At 37.7% G+C, this 20,199-nt stretch carries 14 protein-coding genes and 1 CRISPR repeat array; of the genes, 10 read left to right on the plus strand and 4 right to left on the minus strand.

Features of this window, described 5'->3' with window-relative positions:
* From C3F34_RS14095 to C3F34_RS14115, 5 genes are read left to right on the plus strand one after another with little or no spacing between them, the layout of a single operon-like run.
* Complete coding sequence (locus tag C3F34_RS14095) at window positions 1-1,224, plus strand: hypothetical protein (RefSeq protein WP_104441904.1); 1,224 nt, start codon at window positions 1-3, stop codon at window positions 1,222-1,224.
* A 29-nt stretch (window positions 1,225-1,253) separates the two neighbouring features.
* Entirely contained in the window at window positions 1,254-1,829 is a 576-nt protein-coding gene (locus C3F34_RS14100; protein WP_104441905.1) for a hypothetical protein, read from the plus strand.
* A 33-nt stretch (window positions 1,830-1,862) separates the two neighbouring features.
* Window positions 1,863-4,424, plus strand: a complete 2,562-nt coding sequence (locus C3F34_RS14105) for a hypothetical protein (protein WP_228155306.1) — start codon at window positions 1,863-1,865, stop codon at window positions 4,422-4,424.
* A complete protein-coding gene (locus C3F34_RS14110; RefSeq protein WP_104441907.1) occupies window positions 4,421-5,761 on the plus strand; it encodes a hypothetical protein in 1,341 nt (446 codons plus the stop codon). Before C3F34_RS14105 ends, C3F34_RS14110 begins: the two co-directional genes overlap by 4 nt.
* 1 nt (window position 5,762) lies before the next feature.
* Window positions 5,763-8,273, plus strand: coding sequence for a hypothetical protein (locus tag C3F34_RS14115; RefSeq protein ID WP_104441908.1), 2,511 nt, complete (start codon window positions 5,763-5,765; stop codon window positions 8,271-8,273).
* A 47-nt stretch (window positions 8,274-8,320) separates the two neighbouring features.
* Here C3F34_RS14115 and C3F34_RS14120 read toward each other — a convergent pair whose 3' ends face one another.
* Window positions 8,321-8,587, minus strand: a complete 267-nt coding sequence (locus tag C3F34_RS14120; RefSeq protein WP_104441909.1) for a hypothetical protein — start codon at window positions 8,585-8,587, stop codon at window positions 8,321-8,323.
* Window positions 8,588-8,704: 117 nt separating this feature from the next.
* On the opposite strand from C3F34_RS14120, the gene C3F34_RS14125 reads away from it, so the two are divergent.
* The 3 genes from C3F34_RS14125 (at window position 8,705) to C3F34_RS14135 (ending at window position 12,767) form a co-directional block, all read left to right on the plus strand.
* Complete coding sequence (locus C3F34_RS14125; protein WP_104441910.1) at window positions 8,705-9,301, plus strand: hypothetical protein; 597 nt, start codon at window positions 8,705-8,707, stop codon at window positions 9,299-9,301.
* Between the two features lie 69 nt (window positions 9,302-9,370).
* On the plus strand, window positions 9,371-11,299 hold the full coding sequence (locus C3F34_RS14130) for a hypothetical protein (RefSeq protein ID WP_104441911.1): 1,929 nt from the start codon (window positions 9,371-9,373) through the stop codon (window positions 11,297-11,299).
* Between the two features lie 176 nt (window positions 11,300-11,475).
* Window positions 11,476-12,403: a CRISPR direct-repeat array (repeat unit 28 nt; unit sequence GTTCACTGCCATATAGGCAGCTTAGAAA).
* A 154-nt stretch (window positions 12,404-12,557) separates the two neighbouring features.
* Entirely contained in the window at window positions 12,558-12,767 is a 210-nt protein-coding gene (locus C3F34_RS14135; protein ID WP_104441912.1) for a hypothetical protein, read from the plus strand.
* 60 nt (window positions 12,768-12,827) lie between these two features.
* On the opposite strand, the gene C3F34_RS14140 is transcribed toward C3F34_RS14135, so the two are convergent.
* On the minus strand, window positions 12,828-13,688 hold the full coding sequence (locus tag C3F34_RS14140) for a KilA-N domain-containing protein (RefSeq protein WP_104441913.1): 861 nt from the start codon (window positions 13,686-13,688) through the stop codon (window positions 12,828-12,830).
* Between the two features lie 81 nt (window positions 13,689-13,769).
* A complete protein-coding gene (locus tag C3F34_RS14145) occupies window positions 13,770-13,931 on the minus strand; it encodes a toxin-antitoxin system HicB family antitoxin (protein ID WP_104441914.1) in 162 nt (53 codons plus the stop codon).
* A gap of 112 nt (window positions 13,932-14,043) precedes the next feature.
* On the opposite strand from C3F34_RS14145, the gene C3F34_RS14150 reads away from it, so the two are divergent.
* A complete protein-coding gene (locus tag C3F34_RS14150; protein WP_104441915.1) occupies window positions 14,044-14,370 on the plus strand; it encodes an Arc family DNA-binding protein in 327 nt (108 codons plus the stop codon).
* Window positions 14,371-14,422: 52 nt separating this feature from the next.
* Here C3F34_RS14150 and C3F34_RS14155 read toward each other — a convergent pair whose 3' ends face one another.
* Complete coding sequence (locus tag C3F34_RS14155) at window positions 14,423-15,031, minus strand: DUF4124 domain-containing protein (RefSeq protein WP_104441916.1); 609 nt, start codon at window positions 15,029-15,031, stop codon at window positions 14,423-14,425.
* A 124-nt stretch (window positions 15,032-15,155) separates the two neighbouring features.
* Between C3F34_RS14155 and C3F34_RS20610 the strand changes: the two genes are divergently transcribed.
* Window positions 15,156-20,177, plus strand: coding sequence for a hypothetical protein (locus C3F34_RS20610; RefSeq protein ID WP_104441917.1), 5,022 nt, complete (start codon window positions 15,156-15,158; stop codon window positions 20,175-20,177).
* Window positions 20,178-20,199 lie beyond the last annotated feature (22 nt).

Raw genomic sequence — 20,199 nt, forward strand, 5'->3', positions numbered from 1 at the left:
ATGGTAGCTTCGAAGTTATTTCCAATCGCTGGTATTAATAATGTTGACGCAGATGATGGGCTTCAGCAAGGTGGCGATTCACCTAGATTATATTTACGTGATGCAGTTAATCTTGATATTACTGATACAGGTCGAGTGAAATTACGACAAGGTTCAGAAAAGGTCACCCCTTTAAAATATAAAAATGTCTGGCAAAGTCCATTACATAAAGATGTATTTGCAACTATAGAAGGTCAATTGGTCAAACTTAATCCTGAGACTTGGCAGCATGAAGTTTTGGCAAATATCGGACATGGACAACTATGTTATGAAGTAATTAACAATCTTATTTATATCTCAAGTGAATTAGGTCTGTGGATATATAACGGAAAGAGTGTTCAGGCTTTAACGATTGAAACACCAGCAATGCCAATCTTAACTCTGCTTGATAGTGGTGGATCATTAAAAAGTGGAACTTACAGTGTGGCGATTTCTTGGTTGCGCGAGCAACAAGAATCAGCATTATCCCAAATAGCGTCAGATCAGATTGAACCTCTTGCAAATACCACTCTTGAAGATCAGGCTTTTGCCAGTATTCAGGTCAAATTACCTTTCTGTTTTGATCCCACGGTTACCCACGTCAGAATTTATGTTACAGAACGCAATGGAAGTGAATTAAAGTTTCATACAGATTATCCAATCAGTTTAAATTTGATCACTATTTCTAGTTTGGATTTAGGGATGGCAGCACGGTTTAAGGGTTTATCACCTATGTCTACAGGTCGATATATGAAATATTGGCAAGGTCGTTTGCTTACAGCCGATAAAAATATTTTACGGTTCTCAGAACCAATGGCCTACCATTTACATGATGAACGCTTTGGTTTTGTTGTCATGCCTCAACGCATTACCTTTATCTTACCTGTTGATAGTGGAATCTGGGTTGGACAAGTTACGCATGTTGTTTTTCTGACTGGCACTAATCCAGCAGAAATGACATTTCAGTCGAAGACGTCTCTTGCGCCTGTACCAGATAGTGCAATTGAAATTGATACTAATGATATTGGTTCTGATATATCGCAAGGTGGGAATACGACTGCATTATGGCTCGCAGAGAATGGTTATATTCTAGGGACTTCAAGTGGTCAGATTATTGAGTTGCAAGCTGGCATATTAAAAGGGATCACCGCAAAGTCTGGTAGGTCTGTAAGGCTAGGGAGAAGGGTTACAACGATTGTAACCTGATGTCATTGTTTACTTATAGGTATCAAACGATGAACACCCAAGAATTAAAGAATGATTTACAAGCAGAAAATTACCAGATGACTGAGCAAGGTATTTATTTTCCCAAGCAGGGCATTCTGGCTCAAGGTGAATATTTTGATCGTGTCAATGGTGGTGAATGGCAATCAACTCATAACCTTGTGGTAAATGAAGGTCTTGCACATTTACTTAATGTTGCAATGGGCTCAAAAGCTAAATCTGCTGGATATTATCTTGCTTTATTTAGCGGTGCTACTGCTCCAGCAGCAAACTGGACTGCTGCAAATTTTGCATCGGTTGCAGCTGAGATTGTGAGTTTGACAGAAGGGTATACCTCTGCAACACGACCACAATGGACGCCAGCAGATACTTCAATAAATTCAATTGATAACTTCGCTTCTGTGGCTAAAGTGACTATTGCTACATCATCACAGCTTACGGTTACAGGCGCTGCTATGCTGACAAGTAGTACAAAAGGTGGAACAACAGGCACATTAATTTCAGCATCAAAGTATGCAGCAGCACGTGTATTCCAAGATGGTGATGAATATGAAATCGGTTATCGCCTGAGCTTCACTGCGGCATAACAGATGCACAGTCCACGTCCTTATGGGCTTTTGGTGATTAATAGTGAACTAACGGAAAAAGATAGTTTATTTATTGATCATCAGCTAAAAAAGTTAAGTAATCAGAAAGCCCTATCAAATTTAGAAAGCATCAGGCAAGTCAAGGATTTGCCTGATGGTGGTTATGTCATATTGCAAGATATGGGCGGTATTTTAAAAGCAATCGCTTATAAAGATGCAATTGAAGATATTCAGTACGATGGAACTGCAAAACCTTATATCCCTATGCTTTTTAGTGGTGTAATTTTAAAAGCAAGAGTAAATCGAGATGAAGGGGTTGCTCTAAAAATCACAGAACAATGCCGTAGAAGACTAATTCAATATTCAGATCAAAAAAAAATACCAGCAAAAGAATTAAGGTTACAGCGATTTGTCATTGAGCCGAATTTAAATTTAGTACCAGAATTTGTGCCTAATAATAGTAATAGCGAACTAATTACAACACAGTATGTACAACAACGACCTACGTGGTATAGCGGTGCAATGGCAGAGGTGATGCAGATTGTTGGTGGATTTGGAAAGCTAGAATTAAAGAAATTACCTCAAAATGATTTAGAGCGCGCACAGTTTTCTATACCAGATCAATATATTGAGTCTATTTCTGAAGAAATCTACGGAATCCGATTACCTGGATACAACGGTATTCCATCACTTGGCGGTCAATTTCAATATGACTATAAGTTTACCCGAAGCCATGGGATTACATTTGATCGTAAAAATAAGCCATGGTTGATACGAATTGGACCATCTGGCATATACGCCATGCCGTTACCTGTAATCCCAGCTACAACTACAGATTCATTTCGAGAATACATGGATGATGTAAGTGACCTTGAAATTCTTTCGATTCTAGATAGATTTAGAGGAATACCAAGTGGTGAAGGGTTTCCTCAAGGTGACGGATTTGAAGCATGGCGTAGAGCTGGGGTAGTTATTAAGGTCACTGATACCTCAGATTTTTATTCTCATAGCCCATATTTTCCAGCTTGTGGTTGGAGTTTTAATTTTAATGGTACCGAAGGATTCAATACTTGCTATAGCTATGACAACGATGGGGTAATTATAGGTAAGTCATATCAGGTGAGCTTAGATTTTAATCCCGCTGAAAATCATGGATGGATTAAACGTAAGGAAGTAAAAGAAGAATATCGAGATGTAATTTCAACATACTTAAAACAACTCTTCGAATTGCTAGAAAACGGGACAGATAAATCCAAAGCCATCATGTACAAGTTGCGTCGTGTTCCTCAAGAAGATTTATATCAATATGCTTTGGCTAGTTTAAGAAGTCCAGAAGGAGTTACTTCTAAAGATATAGATTATTGGGACAATTTAGAAATTAAACCAATTGCTGAATTGATCGGGAAAGTTTCAAAAGTGAGTGAGGGCGCCCTGTACCATACAGCGAAGCCAAAGTTTCAACCCCAAATTAAGTTTCCAAGTGTTGAACTTCACGGCTGTATTTCTTTTGATTTTAGACCCTTAACAGAAAATAGTGTACCTGCTGGATACATCGCTAAATGTGACACCATTATGTTTGGGTACTATATTGGGAATAACTTAAAAGTCGTCAAATATTTCTATGATACTCGCGGCTATGTTCAAGATGAGATATCAAATTTTGAACCAGTTATGACTGTAGGTAACTGGGAGAAAACAGAAACTGAAGGTACTACTACAATACAAGGTCACTTCTACACAACGGATTTAGATTTAAGACAAGCATTATCACCAACAACCACACATACCAAGATTAAAGGTGAAGATAAAGGATTTGATAGCCAACCATTTTTCAGTTTTGATGATTACTTTTGGCGACCAGGTACAATTTGGCGTAATCGTTATTATACCCACCTTACTCAAGTGACTAAGACTGAATATGAGTCTTTAGATGTTGCGATATGCATTCCATATTTTAATCGCTGCGCTGATATTACTGCTTATCAACTCAATATCTTGAGTAATAATCAAACTGAGTCTTTAAGTCTAAAATCCATGCGTGACCCGACCAGTTATCGTTACTGGACTCATGACAATATTCTAGCTTGGGCAGGTGGATTAGAAGTCATGAAAGGGAAGCCAACACCAGTAGATGGTAATCCTGTATGGGTAGAAATTGAAAACTACAATCCTACAGTATATTCAGATTTTGCTGATCAAGGCAGTTGGTTACCAGGATTGCCTTATGACATAACTTGGTTAGTACACCCAAATAAGAATCAGTGGAATCATTCAGGTGGTGGTGGCGCACCAAAAATTAAAGAATATTTAAAGACAATAACTTTACCCAATAATTCTAATGGATCGGTGTATTGCTCACTGATAGAAACTTTTAAACAAGTACATACACGTGTTCCGAATTATTTCTATTTTACTGGTTCTCCTGATGAATTTGGAGAAGTCTTTTATAGAGACGCCTGTAAGGTTGTATTTGGAGATAGTGAATATGCCAACATATCTGAATTCGATCAGAATAATCGTCGCTATAAGTGGGGGTATTCTAGTTTAGTTGAAGATAAGTCCGCATATCATTTTATTGGAGTAATTAATGAATGACTTTATATCGTGATGATATTCAGGAAACGATTGCGTATTCCAATAATACAATTGGTAAGTCGAAGGCTATAACCGAAGAATTGATAAGAATTCGAGAAGATTCACTACACCGACTTACCGTGTTTTCTGGGAACATTGTTATTGTTAGTGATGAGTTAATTGATTCAGCTATTTTTCCTGTCAAAGATACAGTCAATGTGATAGATCAGTTTACTGGCCGTAAACGACACGTAGATTTTATTTATGATGAAATTATTGTTTCAGATAATTTTAAGAATCGTCTCCGTGCAAGATCATTGATTCAGGACAACATTAGCTCTACATCAACACAAAAAGATAAGCTTCGCAATTTGAATATTGAAAGATTGCTTATTGTTGAGAATATAAATACTAAAAAATATAGCTTGTCTCAATTAAATGAATTTTTAAAAGTCAAAGATGCTTTTAGAGCAACCGCGCATTTAAAAGATTTAATTTCTGACGGCATTGATATTTATGATGCTTCTTTAAAATTTAAATTACGAGCATTTACTAACGAGCATATTGTTTATCAAGATGATTACAGACTAAGAAAAATAGCACGATCAACAATCACAGAAACATTAAAGGCACAGGGTAGCTGTGTCGCTCGATATTCTGACTATATTGTTGATCAGATACACTGTTCAGAACAATTCACTCAGCGCAAGATAGTTAAACAGCGCGTAATTGATACGATTTATGTCGCGGAAGTTTTAAAGCTTCAGCGAAAATCTAAAGACAGTATTTATGAAGTTTTGAATCCATCTGATTTTAGTCTAGGTAAAAACTTTGCCAAGCAACTCATTAATGATCTTATCTTTATTGAAGAAGATTCTTCAAAAGAAAAACAATATGGGAATGCATGGACAGCAAATGTTGATACTTGGGCAATGAGTCGTTATCAAGACTATGGTTTTAGTGAACTGTCTGTAATTGATGGTGTTCTCTATGGTGTTACTGATGATGGCTTATATAAATTGGATGCCAAAGAATCAATAGATGCCAAATTAGTAACAGGTCAATTGGATTTGGGGCAAGGAAGCCTAATTCATCCTTTAGGTGCATATCTCGAATATGAGCTATCAGGAAATTCAAAAAAGTTAGAAATAGGTGTGGGCACTACCCAAAGTGGAAATAAGCAAACTTATTACTATTTATTACCCATAGAAAAAGCAGATTACATGACGAATGGCCGTATTTTATTTGGACGCGGTTTACGAGGTCGTCACTTTGCATTTGAAGTCAAAATATCAGGTGAGCACTGTTACATCAATGACCTAAGTATTGATTTCGCTGCGACTAAACGGAGAGTTTAAAATGACAATTACTGTTCCTCAAATTGATGTTGTCACAAAAGAAGTCACAGAGAAACTCGATTACTTTGAAAATAAAGTAAATGGTTACGCAAATGATGTATCCGATGCGCTCAGAGATCTAACTAATATTTCGGTAACTGAGATTTTGCCACCTTCAAATTTAGCTAAACCTGATGAGAGTGGATTTGAACCATTAAATGGGCTTTCTGTACCTGAATTAATCATTGATCGACCATCACCACCAGTCATCAATTTAGATATTCAACCACCAAAAGAGATGATTGCCCCTGAATTTTTGGGACTAGAGATTGCTATTCCAGATGCACCTATCTTTAGTGAAGACTTATCTACGCCGAGTTTTATTGATGCTTCCACATTGCCCGATGTAGACACTACAATTAATCTGCCAACTGCACCTACTTTCAATGTCCTAAACTTTGATGCAGGTTTAATGCCTGAGAAAGTTAATTTAAGTGACCTCATAAGAGACTTGGATTTAAGCGATTTGGAATTGCCAGCAACACCTGAAGCACCAATTTTGAATCTGCCTACAGCACCAAGCATGGGTATCATTTCGGTTCCATTAAGACCTGAAATTAATGATGATGTTGAAATGCCTAGTGCACCAACCATTGTTATCCCAGAAATGGATGTAATGGAGAAAATTCAATTGCCTGATTTCAAATATGAAGAAGTTCCTGTCTTTGAAGGTCGGCCTCCTGAGTTTAATATTACGATCCCAGATAACATTGATGCTTTGATCTCAGATGCAAGTAAGGTGGCAAAGCAAGACTATTATGCATTTAATACTGAAAGTGCAATTAAACCATTAGTTTTGGAAATACGCTCATGGCTCGATGGAAGTCATACAGGGCTTGGATTACCCGAAGCGGTTGAACAATCACTATTTAATCGTGCGAGAGAACGGACAAGTCGAGAGACTGAACGCGCAGTGCAAGAAGCTGTCACAGAGTGGGCAAGTCGTGGTTTCTCAATGCCACAAGGTATGCTAGCAAAGCAGGTCAGTGATATTCGTGATCAGGGAAAACTTGTTATAGCGGATTTAAACCGTGACATTTTAATTCAGTCATTTGATAAGCAATTAGAGCATATCCGTTTCCTTACTGAGCAAGGTATGGCATTGGAAAAAATGAAGCAAGATATGTGGCTTGCTTATGTTTCTAATACGATGGAGTTAGCTAAGTTTCAAATCGATAGTAAAATCAATGTTTTGAATGCTCAGATTAGTATATTTAATGCTCAAAATACTGCGTTTGAAAGTTTAATTACAGTTTATAAAACCAAAGTTGAAACTGCACTTTCTCGTATTACAGCTTACAAGACATTGCTTGATGCTCAGGCGGTTATTGGACAAATTAACCAACAGAAAGTTGATGTTTTTAAAGCCAAAATTGAAGCAGTTATGACCAATGTTGAGGTATATAAAGCATTGGTGCAAGGTGCGACTGCACGAGCTGGATTGATTGCGACTAAATTTGATGCGTATAAATCTGAGGTTCAAGCTTACTCAGAGCAGATAGGAGCTGAAAAGCTTAAAGTTGAAGCTTATGATTCACAAATCAAAGCTGAAACCTCAAAAGCATCAATGTATGAATCTCTCGCTCGTATGTATGCAGCAACGGTAGATGGTGTAACTGCTAAAGCGAATGTGAAATCTAAGCAAATAGAGCTAAACCTTGAAGCTGCACGTGTAAAAATATCTGAATATCAAGCAAATATTGAAGCATATAAAGCAGAAATTGATGCAAAAATGGGGGTTATTCAAAGCAATACATCAGCATTCAATTCACAAGTAGAGTTGTTTAAAGCACAAGCAGACGTTGAAACATCCAGAGTGAATACACAAGCAAGTGTAATAGACTCAATTTCACGTACTAAAATTTCTTTTGCTGATGCGCAAGCCAAGTTCGCTGAAATGAGAATGCGTGTTGGCATTGCAAATAGTGAATCATTGGCTAGATTTGCTGATATGAAATCACGTACAGCTATTGCAGTATCAGAAGCGCATTCACGATATGCCGACCTAAGTTTAAGAACGACTATTGCGAATGCGGATGTTTATAACCGTTATATTGAATCACAATCTCGCGTTTCTATTTCAAATGCTGAGATGCAAGCCCGTTATGCGGACATGAACAGCAGAACCAATATTGCTTTTGCAGAGACTCAATCACGTTACAACGATATGATTCTTCGTACGCAAATTGCCAATGCTGAAACCAAAGCGCGTTATGCAGATATGAATGTCCGTACCAATATTGCATTTTCTGAAATGCAGTTAAAAGAGTACGAGGCCAAGATGCAGAATGCGATTCAAAAAGCGCAACTTGCTTTAGAAGCAGCTAAAGCAGTGGGGCAGTTCTCGTCTCAATTGGCTGCTGGTGCAATGTCGGCAATGCATGTATCAGCGAGTATTGGAGCTAATGCTTCTATTGGTGGTAGTGTTTCTGAAGGAACTAGTACAACTACGAGTCATAATTATAGTTATTAATCTTCAAAATTTTTGGTATGTATTATTCAATGTATTACATACTTAAATTACTTAAAATTTAACATGCAAAATTGTAAAAGCTCCTTTTCAATATCTTGAAAAGGAACTGATTCTAAATAGATAAATTCTACCCATTCATTTGCAACTTGTCTTTGCTGACATATTATATTTTCTAAATTTAATTCAGCTTCTTCTATATTTCTGATTGTGCTTTGAAGCCTTGAGATATATGTGTTGAAAATGACCACGTTTTTATCGTTAAGGGATTGAGCAATATCAATTATATGATCTTCAATGTGGTGTATTTTAAACATGATTTTTGCTTGTCTCTCTACCTAATTTCTGATTATTTGTAATTTATAGTTACCCAAATTTACATGAAGTTCCATCATAAGTATATTGATTGTTAATTTTAAAGCGATTTATGCATTATGTTAGATAAAATTAAATCATTGTTTTCTAAAAAAAGCGTGAGTATATACCAAACCGAATTTAATTCAGCGGTTAAGCTGACGAATAAGTTATGTTTAGGTAATTACAAATACTTTAAAAATAGTAACTTCAGCTATTTTGATGATCAAGAAAATGTTTTAAATTTAATCAGATTTCTCAAAAGTGAAGGATGGGATATTAGGAATTTAAAATTAGATCGAGAATGTTTAACTATTCACTACAATATAAAACAATACATTGACGAATTTTATAAAATTGATAGCATACTTACGATTGGTTATATAGAAAGTTCTCACGATAAACAATTTTATGAATCAATTGAGCAAAGGCTTTCAAATTTGGAAAACCCAATAAACTCAGCTGAAAATCATCTAATCCATGCTTGGCTAACTTTGCCAAATTTAGAAATATTAGATTTTACTTATTTTACAACTGAGGCTGTAAAAACTAATAACCCTGAGAGATATGGTCATGTTTTTGCGAAACACGGTGATGATGATTTATTACACAGATATAAACCACAGTTAGTTGGTGTTGAATATCTAATAAAAGCAGGATATGTAAAGAACCAATAACCCTGTAAGGCTAACTAATAAAACAAATACTGAATAACCATACATGATATTTATAGTTGAGTAAGTGTCATGTACGGCTTAAAAAAACGTTCAAAGCAAGATGAAAGTGGACAAATTCAAGGTGCAGGTACTGGCACTTCTGATGATATTAAAAAAACGGTACCCAGTGGCAGCTACATTATGCCTGCTGATTCTACCCAAAAGATTGGGATTGATAATTTAAAAAATATGGGGAGTCCCACACCAGTCAATCTCAGTAACGGTGAATTCCAACTCTCGCCTGACCAAGTTCATTCGGTGGGTGTGCAAACACTTAATGCCATGAAAGATCAGACGCACATGCCTGTTGATCAACCTCAATTGGGTTTTAAGCCTGGCCAGAATAAACCTGAGTTATTTTTTGCGAATGGTGGATTGGTATCAAGCCCTTATCCAAGCGCAGATGATATTCGACGAGCCCAACAAAATAGAGTTGGTGGGCCACAAATGCGTGATGTCACACCAATTAATCGTCAACTTCCAGCAACATCAACTACACCTTCAACAACTAGCTCACCATCTGCAAGTCCAAGTAATACAGCACCAGCACAAGGTAGTAGTTTTGGTGCGGGGTTTAGTTCATTACGTCAAGGTATTAACCGTGCTGCAAATAGTAAACTTGGTAAATTGGGTACAGTTGGTGCTTTGGCAAGTACAGGCTTTGCTGTAGGCGATACACCAACAGAACAATATCGTGAGCGTTTCGGTTTGGGTGATTATAATCCTGATGATTCTGATGGTATGCGATTTGCAAAAGATCTTGGTGTACGTGCTTTAGGTGCTGCATCTGATCTAGGTGTTGCCATGACATTAGGTCAGGCTGGTCGGTTTTATGCTGATAAACAACGTATTGCAAGTGAAGCAAAAGCAGCTCAACCTGAATTTAATGCTAAACAGAATAATCCAAATCCTGTTGTAAATAATCCATTTGGTAATCCTAAAGCACCACCTGTAACTCAAACACAGCCTGAAGTCCAAACTCAATCAAGCACTGTACAGAATTCTGATCCTTATGTTATTCAGCAAAAAGGAAATAGCTTTAGTTATGCTAATCCTGGTGCAGCTGCCCAAGCACGAGCAGATGGAGTTCGAGAAGGTGAAGGGTTGGGCTTTAAAGTACGCCCTGCAAATGATCCTAAAGGTGTAGCAAATTTCATGCAGAATACACGTGAGATGGGACCATCTGAACAACAGATTCAAAATGCAATCGCTCAACGTGAAATGAATTTAGGCTTGGGTATGCAAGGTTATGGCAATAATTCTGTTCAGGCACCTCAGCGTAATGATGCACAGGAGGCAGAGCGCCAATCTGTAATTAAAGCAGCCAGTACACCAATTGCTGGTGCCAGAGGACTGACAGCTAATCAAATCCGCACTTTATCTGATTTACAGCAAGGTGAGGATAATCGTGCGAGTCAACGTTATACGACTGATGCAAACAACGTCGCTGCTTTACAGCGTGAAGCTATGGGGCAAGCTGGACAGAATTATCGTACAGAACTAGGTGAGCAAGGTACAAATAACCGATTTAATGCAAATTTAGGTTTTGATGCACAAAAGTTTCAAGCTACCAATGATTTGGCAAACCGAGAATTTAATTTAAATGCTACTGAGAAAGGCTTTGGGATTCGTAACTCGCAACGCTTAGAAAAATTGTATGAACAATATGATTCTGCGAAATCCGATGAAGATCGTAAATCAATTCAAGAAAAAATTAACCGTTATACAGGTAGTAAAGCTGATACAGGAAAAGATCGTTATATGACTGTAGGTGGTGGTCAAGAGTGGAATGAAAAGTCTGGAACTATGGTAAATAGACCTCAACAGTTATTTGATACACAATCTCAGCGGTTTATTGATACGCCACAAGGAAAAACTGCACAACGAGCTGTTGGTACAATTTCTAAAGTAGGCGACAAAACCGCTGTTTGGGATGGTAAGGACTGGGTTCAACAGTAATACGTAGTCACCTTCTGGTGACTATTAATTACATTGCATTTGCCCACCAATATTTTATGACTCTTTAATTGCTTAATAAAATCAATAGGTTATAAACGTGAGTTAAAACTTTGGTCTTTTATGGATTTTTAGTATTAACTCGCTGTTATAACTTTATTTTTTGCTATAAAATTACTGTTCACTGCCATATAGGCAGCTTAGAAATTTTACTCCTAGCACTCCAAATGTTAAGCGTAGTTCACTGCCATATAGGCAGCTTAGAAATGCAGGGTTAAATGCAACAGCAGTACCATATGGTTCACTGCCATATAGGCAGCTTAGAAATAACTCCATCCATCCTGCACCAAGCCACTTCTGTTCACTGCCATATAGGCAGCTTAGAAATTACGAATCAGGTCAATACGCAGAGGTTTTGCGTTCACTGCCATATAGGCAGCTTAGAAATGAACGATAATTTCAGGAAATTGTGTTTCTTGGTTCACTGCCATATAGGCAGCTTAGAAAGCAAAGAAAGGCGAGAAGGGCGACCAAGGTATGTTCACTGCCATATAGGCAGCTTAGAAAATAAAAAAAGTTTACACGCTCATCGGTAGCCGGTTCACTGCCATATAGGCAGCTTAGAAATGATTCGTAAGGCATTCCTTAAGCTCCTGCAAGTTCACTGCCATATAGGCAGCTTAGAAATTCCTATTGATTCTCTTAACCCACTGCAGAACGTTCACTGCCATATAGGCAGCTTAGAAATTAAGAATCTCAACCAATCCTGCGAACGTCATGTTCACTGCCATATAGGCAGCTTAGAAAACCAACAAATGGCTCAACCCATTTTGTAATTCGTTCACTGCCATATAGGCAGCTTAGAAAATGAAGAATCAAAAGGTCAAGTTGGTCTATTGGTTCACTGCCATATAGGCAGCTTAGAAAGATCAGGGATGAATCAACAAAGCTATTTGTCAGTTCACTGCCATATAGGCAGCTTAGAAAACTTCATAAAAGCCTGCTTTTGTAAAATTGTCGTTCACTGCCATATAGGCAGCTTAGAAAATAATAAGTAAAAGCTATTTGATGCGTTCCTTGTTCACTGCCATATAGGCAGCTTAGAAAATCTAAAGATTATTTATATAACACCTAAACTGGTCATGGGAAAAAGCATAAAAATAAAGCGACCTAATTGGTCGCTTTTGTTCACTTTTTATATTGATAAACTATTTATAAAAGTGAAAAATAAAAATCTACTTTATAAACAGATGAATCTATTATGATTAATTATGAATTAATTTTTGAAGAACTCCATGCTATGCAACCCAAAGGAGTGAAATTTTTTAAAGATCATACATCACAAGAGTTTGAAGAATTAAATAACTTTCTAGAAGATAATCAATTTGAACTTGGAATAGAGATAAAACCCCATAGGGAGAGTCAAACTGGTCATCGAGCTATAGATGCAATTCTGGTTAAAAAGTTATGATTTTTTGGGCTGAAAAATTTCAAAAAGATACCCCACAACTTAGATTGTGGGGTATTTGTTTTACTTACTCGCTAAATATCTACCAGTTGTGAGTAATTCATTGCCATACACAAAATCAAGTAATCCGTCGAATTTTTTAGCAAACTCTGCAAGATTTATAGGGTAGTAGCCTTTAAGTAATGGCATGGCTGATAATTGCCCATCATCTCTGACTTGTACAAACCAAGAGTGGTAGTGACCACCGTTATATTCATTGTTGATTTGCTGTGCCACCTGAATGACTTGTTGAGGATATGGCAGGGCTTCGACTTCCTGTTTTTCAGATTTGGCTTTAATTTCCATTGTTTCTAAATAGTGAACTGCTTCTGGGAAATGGATTGCCAATAACTCAGCATAACGTGGAATTTTAAAGTGACGATTATGTCTAGCCCACATCTCAGCAAAGATTTTGCGCTCACCGCCTGAACGACGAGAAACAATTTCATGCAACAAGGCTTGCTGTTCTGGTGAGATGGATTGGCGGTCATTGATTTTCCACTGCATTACCAAAGCATCGTAAGCACGAATCACAATCAAGTGGAACTTTGCGGAGATCCACATTGCATATGCGTAAACTATTTCTTTGACAGCGTACGTCCCACGATTATTACCACCATTGATTACTTTTACAGCACTTCTCATATTTGAGAAGTGGTTGTTTTCAATAAGGCTCATATCCGAGACTTGTTCAATCTCTTTAATTAACTCTTGAATTTGCTCAACACGTAAAAAGTTAGATGGCTTATGCTTAGCAAGATTGCCACTTGCTTTATGTAAATCAGCAAGTGAATATCGCCCATCTTCGTCTTGGCGAATAATGAGTTCACCAATTACTAAAGGTTGGTTGTTTGGATTTAAAAGATTTTGTTGTATAGTAGTCATGTTGACTTTCCTGTAAGTTGTTGACACATAAAACCTTGTTAATTCTTGGCGGAAGGCAAGGTTTTTTTGTGCCTGTTGATTTCATGCTTTTGCACTCTCTTGGGTTAGTAAAAGTTCAACAGCCTTATTCATTAAATAATTCATTGAACGCTCTTCTTTTTTAGCCTTTTCTTTCAAAGACTCATGCAATTCACCTTCTAGGCGGAATCGCACATCTGTGGATTTTTTTTGCTTATTACTCATAGTTCTCACCTAATTGCCACACTTTGTGGCGTTTGATAACTATAGCCACACTTTGTGGTAATGTAAATAGATCAAGACAACATTTTGCCACTTTTTGTGGCATGAGGAATTTATGAGCAACCAAGCTGACCACACAATTGTTAGATTGCGCGTTCCGCCTGAACTAAAATTAAAAATTGAAAAGTCGGCTGAAGACAATAATCGCTCTCAAAGCGCAGAAATGGTTTCGCGCCTTGAAAATAGCTTTATTTCAACTAGAGTTGCATCGGACCCATATAAAAGAATGCTACTAGCTGTTATAGCGCAAGTTGTTGCGGAACAAGCAGATAAGGAAAAACCATCCTTCCAAGAAGCTATTGATAAAATTACAAAAGCAATCATGGTAGATGAAGAGTGGTTTGATAAAGTTAATGGTCAATTAAAAAACCAAAAAAAGTAAGTCACTGGTGACTAAAATGCCGACTTAAAGTCGGCTTTAATTTCTTTTTAAATTAATTACACTGCAATTGCCCACCAATATCTCGGCACATACGACCATTATTATAATAAGTGCCACTATTGCCATTATAACGGTTGCCTTGATTATCCCAGCATCCAGATCCATCACAGTTAGTCATATGGGTTGGTGTTGGTGCTTGTGGCATTGGTGCTGAGTAAGAGTTATTTGAGTTTGAATAACTATCACCACTAGAAACATTTACACCATTCATTGCCGCAAGAGTATTGCGTTGATTAGCAGTTAACCCTTTTGAATTCTTATATGGTGTGCTCGCTTCATTAATAATTTTCTGTCTCAATGCTTCATTTTCAGCAGAACGTACCTGTTGACGTGTTTGGCTATAACTAGAGGTAGTATTATTTTGGTAAGGATTTACATAAGTATTTGGAATTGATGCATTTGATTTGAAAGTCTGTTTTTGTGTTTCCGTGGGTGTTCCTAAAGAGCGGATAGTTTCTATTTTTTGTTCTTTCATTCCTTGAGGTGGTTTTTTTCTGGAGTATGTAACATTACCTTTAGCATCAACCCATTTATAAATTTGTTGTGCATTCAAGTTAAAGGATAGAAGGATAGATAAAATTAGTATGAAATGTTTTAACATCTGGATTCTCTATTTCTGATTATTATCATTTAAGATTGCTTTTTGAGCATTTTCAATACCCCTCTAAGGTTAGACCATTTTTAATATAAAAAACATGATAGACGCATAATATTAGGAGTGCGTCATGTCTGAGCAAAACCAAATTGATTGGGAAAAAGGGGAAATTCAAGAACCAAGTCAAACTGATTGGGATTCTGGGGTAATTTCTCAATCGAAGGAAAAGAAGGAAAAAGGTTTTCTTGGACAAGCAAAAGATCATACTATTTCATTTGTAGGTAAAGGTGCTGTAGCTGGCGGGCAAATATTGGTTGGACTTTCTGATTTAATGTCTGATGGTGCGACTGGCAAGGTTTTATCTGAAAAATTTGGTTATGACCCGAAAGCTACTAATCAAGAAATGACCAGATGGCAAACTCCACAATTACAAGAACAAATAAATCAAAAAGCCCAACTTCCTATACAAAAAATAGAAGAGGAAGATGACATTCCAACAACAGTTGGGAAGCTCTTTAATAACTCAAAAGAATATTTGAAATTCTACAAAGACAATCCCGCAATGATTAGCAATAGTGTTGCAGAATCCTTAATTCCAATAGGAGTTAGTGCTGCACTTGGTCGAGGTACAGGTATTGCTAATCCTATTGTTGCTGCTTCGGTTGGCGAGGGTATTGGAATGGCGGGCAGCCAAGCTGAACAAATTCGCCAAGAGACTGTAGATGGACGCTTAACAGCAGATCAATCCTTAGCAAGTGCAACAACAGGTGCCCTTGGCGGGTTGATTGGCTTTGCTGGTGGTCGTCTTGCCCAGAAAATGGGAATTGGTGATGTAGATACCATGCTTGTAACGGGGCGAGCTGGTCCAGCAGAAATTGCTGGTGAGATTGCTTCAATGCCTGCGAAGTCTTTACCTCGTCGTATGGTTGAAGGTGCTATTTCAGAAGGATTTTTAGAAGAATTACCCCAATCCGTTTCTGAACAAATTTTACAGAACTTGGCATTAGATAAGCCTTGGAGTGACGGTATTGAAGATGCCGCTGTCATGGGCACATTGGCTGGTATGGCAATGGGTGGTGGTGCCAATATCTTGTCTGGCCATAATGCTGAAAATGAACAGCAACGAGCGATAGAAAAAAATAAGGAGCTGTCTGAAGCTGAATATCAAAAAACCTTGCTAGATGAATACCATCTACGTTCGCAACAGGAACAAGAGAAGGTTTGGAATGCAAAAGATGATGAGAATTTTTTAGCTAATATATCTCATCATATCAATAATATGAATGGACGATACCTGAATCAACCCACAGAGGAAATGGGTGATTTAGGTAACCAGATTGGTACAAGTATTAATCCCAACTTACTTGAATTTAATTCAAATAATGATCCTGATGCACCAATTAATCCTAATCCAACAAACACACCTAACCCAGATAGCCCACTTTCTCCGAGTGGTGGAAACTATTTTGATGATACTCAAACACAGTTACAGCTACCGTCAGAACGCTTGGGTATTAATCCAAGTGATGGACCAATGTCATCAGCAGCAGCTTTGGCGGTGGATAGTGGTGCTTCACCAGTTGCACAATTAAGTTTTACCCCAGAACAACAGGATAGTAATTCGCCATTAAGTGATGCTGTACCATCTAATTACCAATCGCTACTTGATAGCCAGACAAACCAATCACAGATTGATTATCTTGAACAACAGTTTACAGATGCTAAAAGTGTGCCTAAAAAGGCCGAGATTCGTAAACAAATTGATGAACTCAAAACTAGCAATCCCATTACTGAAAATCAGACAAAACCTGTATTTAATACTGACGCTAATCTTTCTGTTGGGTCACTTCCTTGGTCAAAGGATATTGCTAGTCAGGCTTTACAGCAGTATCAGGGTGATACCAATTCGTTAGAGCAAACAAATCAATCTTTAACGGGAAAAGGCGCAGCGACTGATCTTATTTACTATAAAAACTCACCATCATTTAGTAATGTTGAAGTTGTTGATGCAGGTGATAAATCGATTGTTAAGTTGACCAATGCTAAGACAGGTCAAGTGGTTGAGCGTGAGTATCCGCAGGAGTTGTCACGATTTAATCAGTTCTTGGAGGGTACGGTAAATCAAAGTACAGAACAATTAGATATTCCACCAGAAACAAAACAAGTTTCAACGATCGTACCGCTAAGTGAACAACTTACTCAGCTTGAACAACAGTTCTCAGCAGCTAAGACTGTTCCGCAGAAAGCCAAATTGCGTAGACAGATCGAAACTTTGAAACAAGGGAATAATACATTCAATCCCGAAGTATTGGACCATGGTGTTTTAAATGTGCCTTTAGCTAAACGCGGTAATATTGATGCCCAAATTGATCAATACAAGTCTGAGCAAAGTAAATTATTAAAAGATCAAAGTGAAACCAAAAAAAATGAACATAAGGCAGCTCAGAATCAAGCAAAGCCTTTGTTTGAAGCATTAACAGCAGAACATATTAATACTTATGCAAATAAGGCTGGAATCAATGCTGCAAATGCTAAATCAGAATTAAAAAGCATGGCGCATTGGCAACCTCAAAAAGCAATGAAGGTTTTTGAGGCTTTAAAGTCAATTTCGGAATCGAATTCATCTCCAATTGACACGAATGCACATGAAGCGGCTACGAGTCCACAAAATGATTTACCAGCACCAACACAAGCGCAGATTGAAGCTGGCAATTATAAAAAGGGGCACATTAAAGTTCAGGGCTTAGATATAGCTGTTGAAAACCCTCGGGGTTCATCTCGTTCAGGTAAACGACCTGATGGAACAGAATGGTCGCATGAAATGAGTGACCACTATGGATACATCAAACGGACTACTGGTGCCGATAATGAGCACATTGATACTTATATAGGGAGTAACCCAGATTCAAACCAGGTATTCATTGTAGATCAGCTTGACCAAAAAACAGGTAACTTTGATGAGCACAAGGTTATGCTTGGATTTAACAGTCAGGAAGATGCTACCACAGCATATAAATCAAACTTTGATAATGGATGGATAGTAGGTCCTATCCGTACTATGGATATGGAACAGTTTAAAAACTGGCTTAAAAATGAGGATACCTCAAAACCTGCCAATGAAATAAAGGCTGATTCCCTTATCACTCACGGTGCGAATGTTAAAGCGCAATCCGAACAAGGCTTAAATACTTATACTCAGATTCAATCTGATTCAGGCTTAACCCATAGCATCCCTAGCAAACTAATGGATCAGGTACATAAGTTAGGCAGTATTGCGAATGACTTGTCGAGCATAAAAACGGAAGGTGTAAAAACCAATGTGCTGTATGGCAAACGATTGTTGGCCAAGATTGCAAAGCTTAATCCTGATGTGCAGGTGCACATTGTTTCTGATTTGATCAATATTAAAGACAAAACTACTCGATCTAGACTTAGTTCAGGTGGTTTTTATATCCCTGATCAGAACATTTTGTATATTTATCCTAAGACGGAACTTTGGGAAGGTTCAGTTTTAGAGCTAATAAACCATGAGTTGACACATACTGTCACAGAGCAATCGATTACCAAAAACCAAGTATCCAATGAAAATTTAGATAAACTTGAACAATTTAGAAGTATTCTAGGGGAATATATTTGGAATCAAGGTGAGAACCTTGATGAAAATATGGCTGAAAGATTGCGTTATGCATATGAGCAGGACTTTCCTCATGAATTACTTGCGGTGAGTGCTGCTGAAACCAATGTGCGTGAAGTTTTTAAAACAATGCTTGGTCAGGATGGATTCAAGCAATTAGATGCAATATTTACCGAAATTTCTACCAATCAGTTCAAAGAGAAACGAGATGATCGATTATCCACACGAGGTCAAAGTCAGCAGCCGAGTCGAGATCGCGCAGAAAATATATCAACAAGCGACACCAGAACAGCAAAATCAGATGGAGCCACTGCTCACTCAAGTGATGGAGTTACAGTCTCAACCGCAGACAAATCATCAGGAACGAAAGAAAGTTCAGCACGAGCTGCTCAAATTAATGAATCAAATGGCTCATATTCTGACAACGGACGTAAAAGTGTTTTCAAAGATTCAGGAAGGGGTAGCAGAGAAGCACTGGGAGGAATATCTGAAGAAGATAAACAGTTAAAAAAGAATAATGAAAAGAAACGTTTTAGCCATGCTAATAAAGCAGTTGAATCATCTACAGTAGCTCAAATTCGAGAAGTCTTGGTTAACCATTTTGGGGAAAAGACAATCAATGAGCTTGAACGTCAGGGTAAGCTTGAAATTATTCAAGACTATGCTGTAGATGGAGTAGAAGGATTTTATTACAACGGTAAAGCCGTTCTTATTGCATCAAATCTTACTCTTGAAAGTGCTGTGCCAACATTCTTACATGAGTTGGGTGGCCATGCTGGTTTTCAAAATATGATGAACCAGGAGCAATATAAGGAGTTAATGCGTCAGTTTGATAAGTTGGTCGAACAAGGTAATCCAGTTGCTATGGCGGCTAAATTACTTGCAGAACGCGAACAAGGCAGCGTTCGCCAACAACTTGAATATTTACCATATCTATTAACGCTTTCATCAACGATGCAGCAACGTAATGTAATTCAACGCAATGCTCTTCAAAAATTGATCCGCAATATCGTCGCATATGTGAAAGCATGGGCATTTGATCGATTTGGTATAAATCTAAACCTAAATCCAGATGATATATTGGCGTTATCGGAACGCATGATTAAACAGATTGAACGCCAGACCTCAATGGATACTGTTCGCCAAAAATATCAGGGCACGAGTCAATGGATGACTGCTCCCAATGGGGCGAAGACGCATCTGTCAGAACAGCAATGGTTGCAGGTTCGTACGCCAGAATTTAAGAAATGGTTTGGTGACTGGGAAAATGATGCAGAGAATTCCTCTCAGATCTTAGATGAGAATGGGGAACCTAAGGTTGTCTATCATGGTACTTCCAGTGAATTTAATGAGTTTAGAAAAGGTCATGGTTTATTAGGTGAGGGTATTTATTTAACTGATAGTTTTGATACTGCTGATATGTACGCCAATGTCCGTGGTAAAAATGGTTTTGTATTACCTTTATTCGTGAATATTCGCAATGCATTTAAAACGACTGGTAATGTCTCTCGAGATTAAGTTGTAGAAGCCACCCGATCAG

The organism is Acinetobacter sp. ACNIH2 (genome assembly GCF_002934965.1).
Classification (GTDB): Bacteria; Pseudomonadota; Gammaproteobacteria; order Pseudomonadales; family Moraxellaceae; genus Acinetobacter; species Acinetobacter tandoii.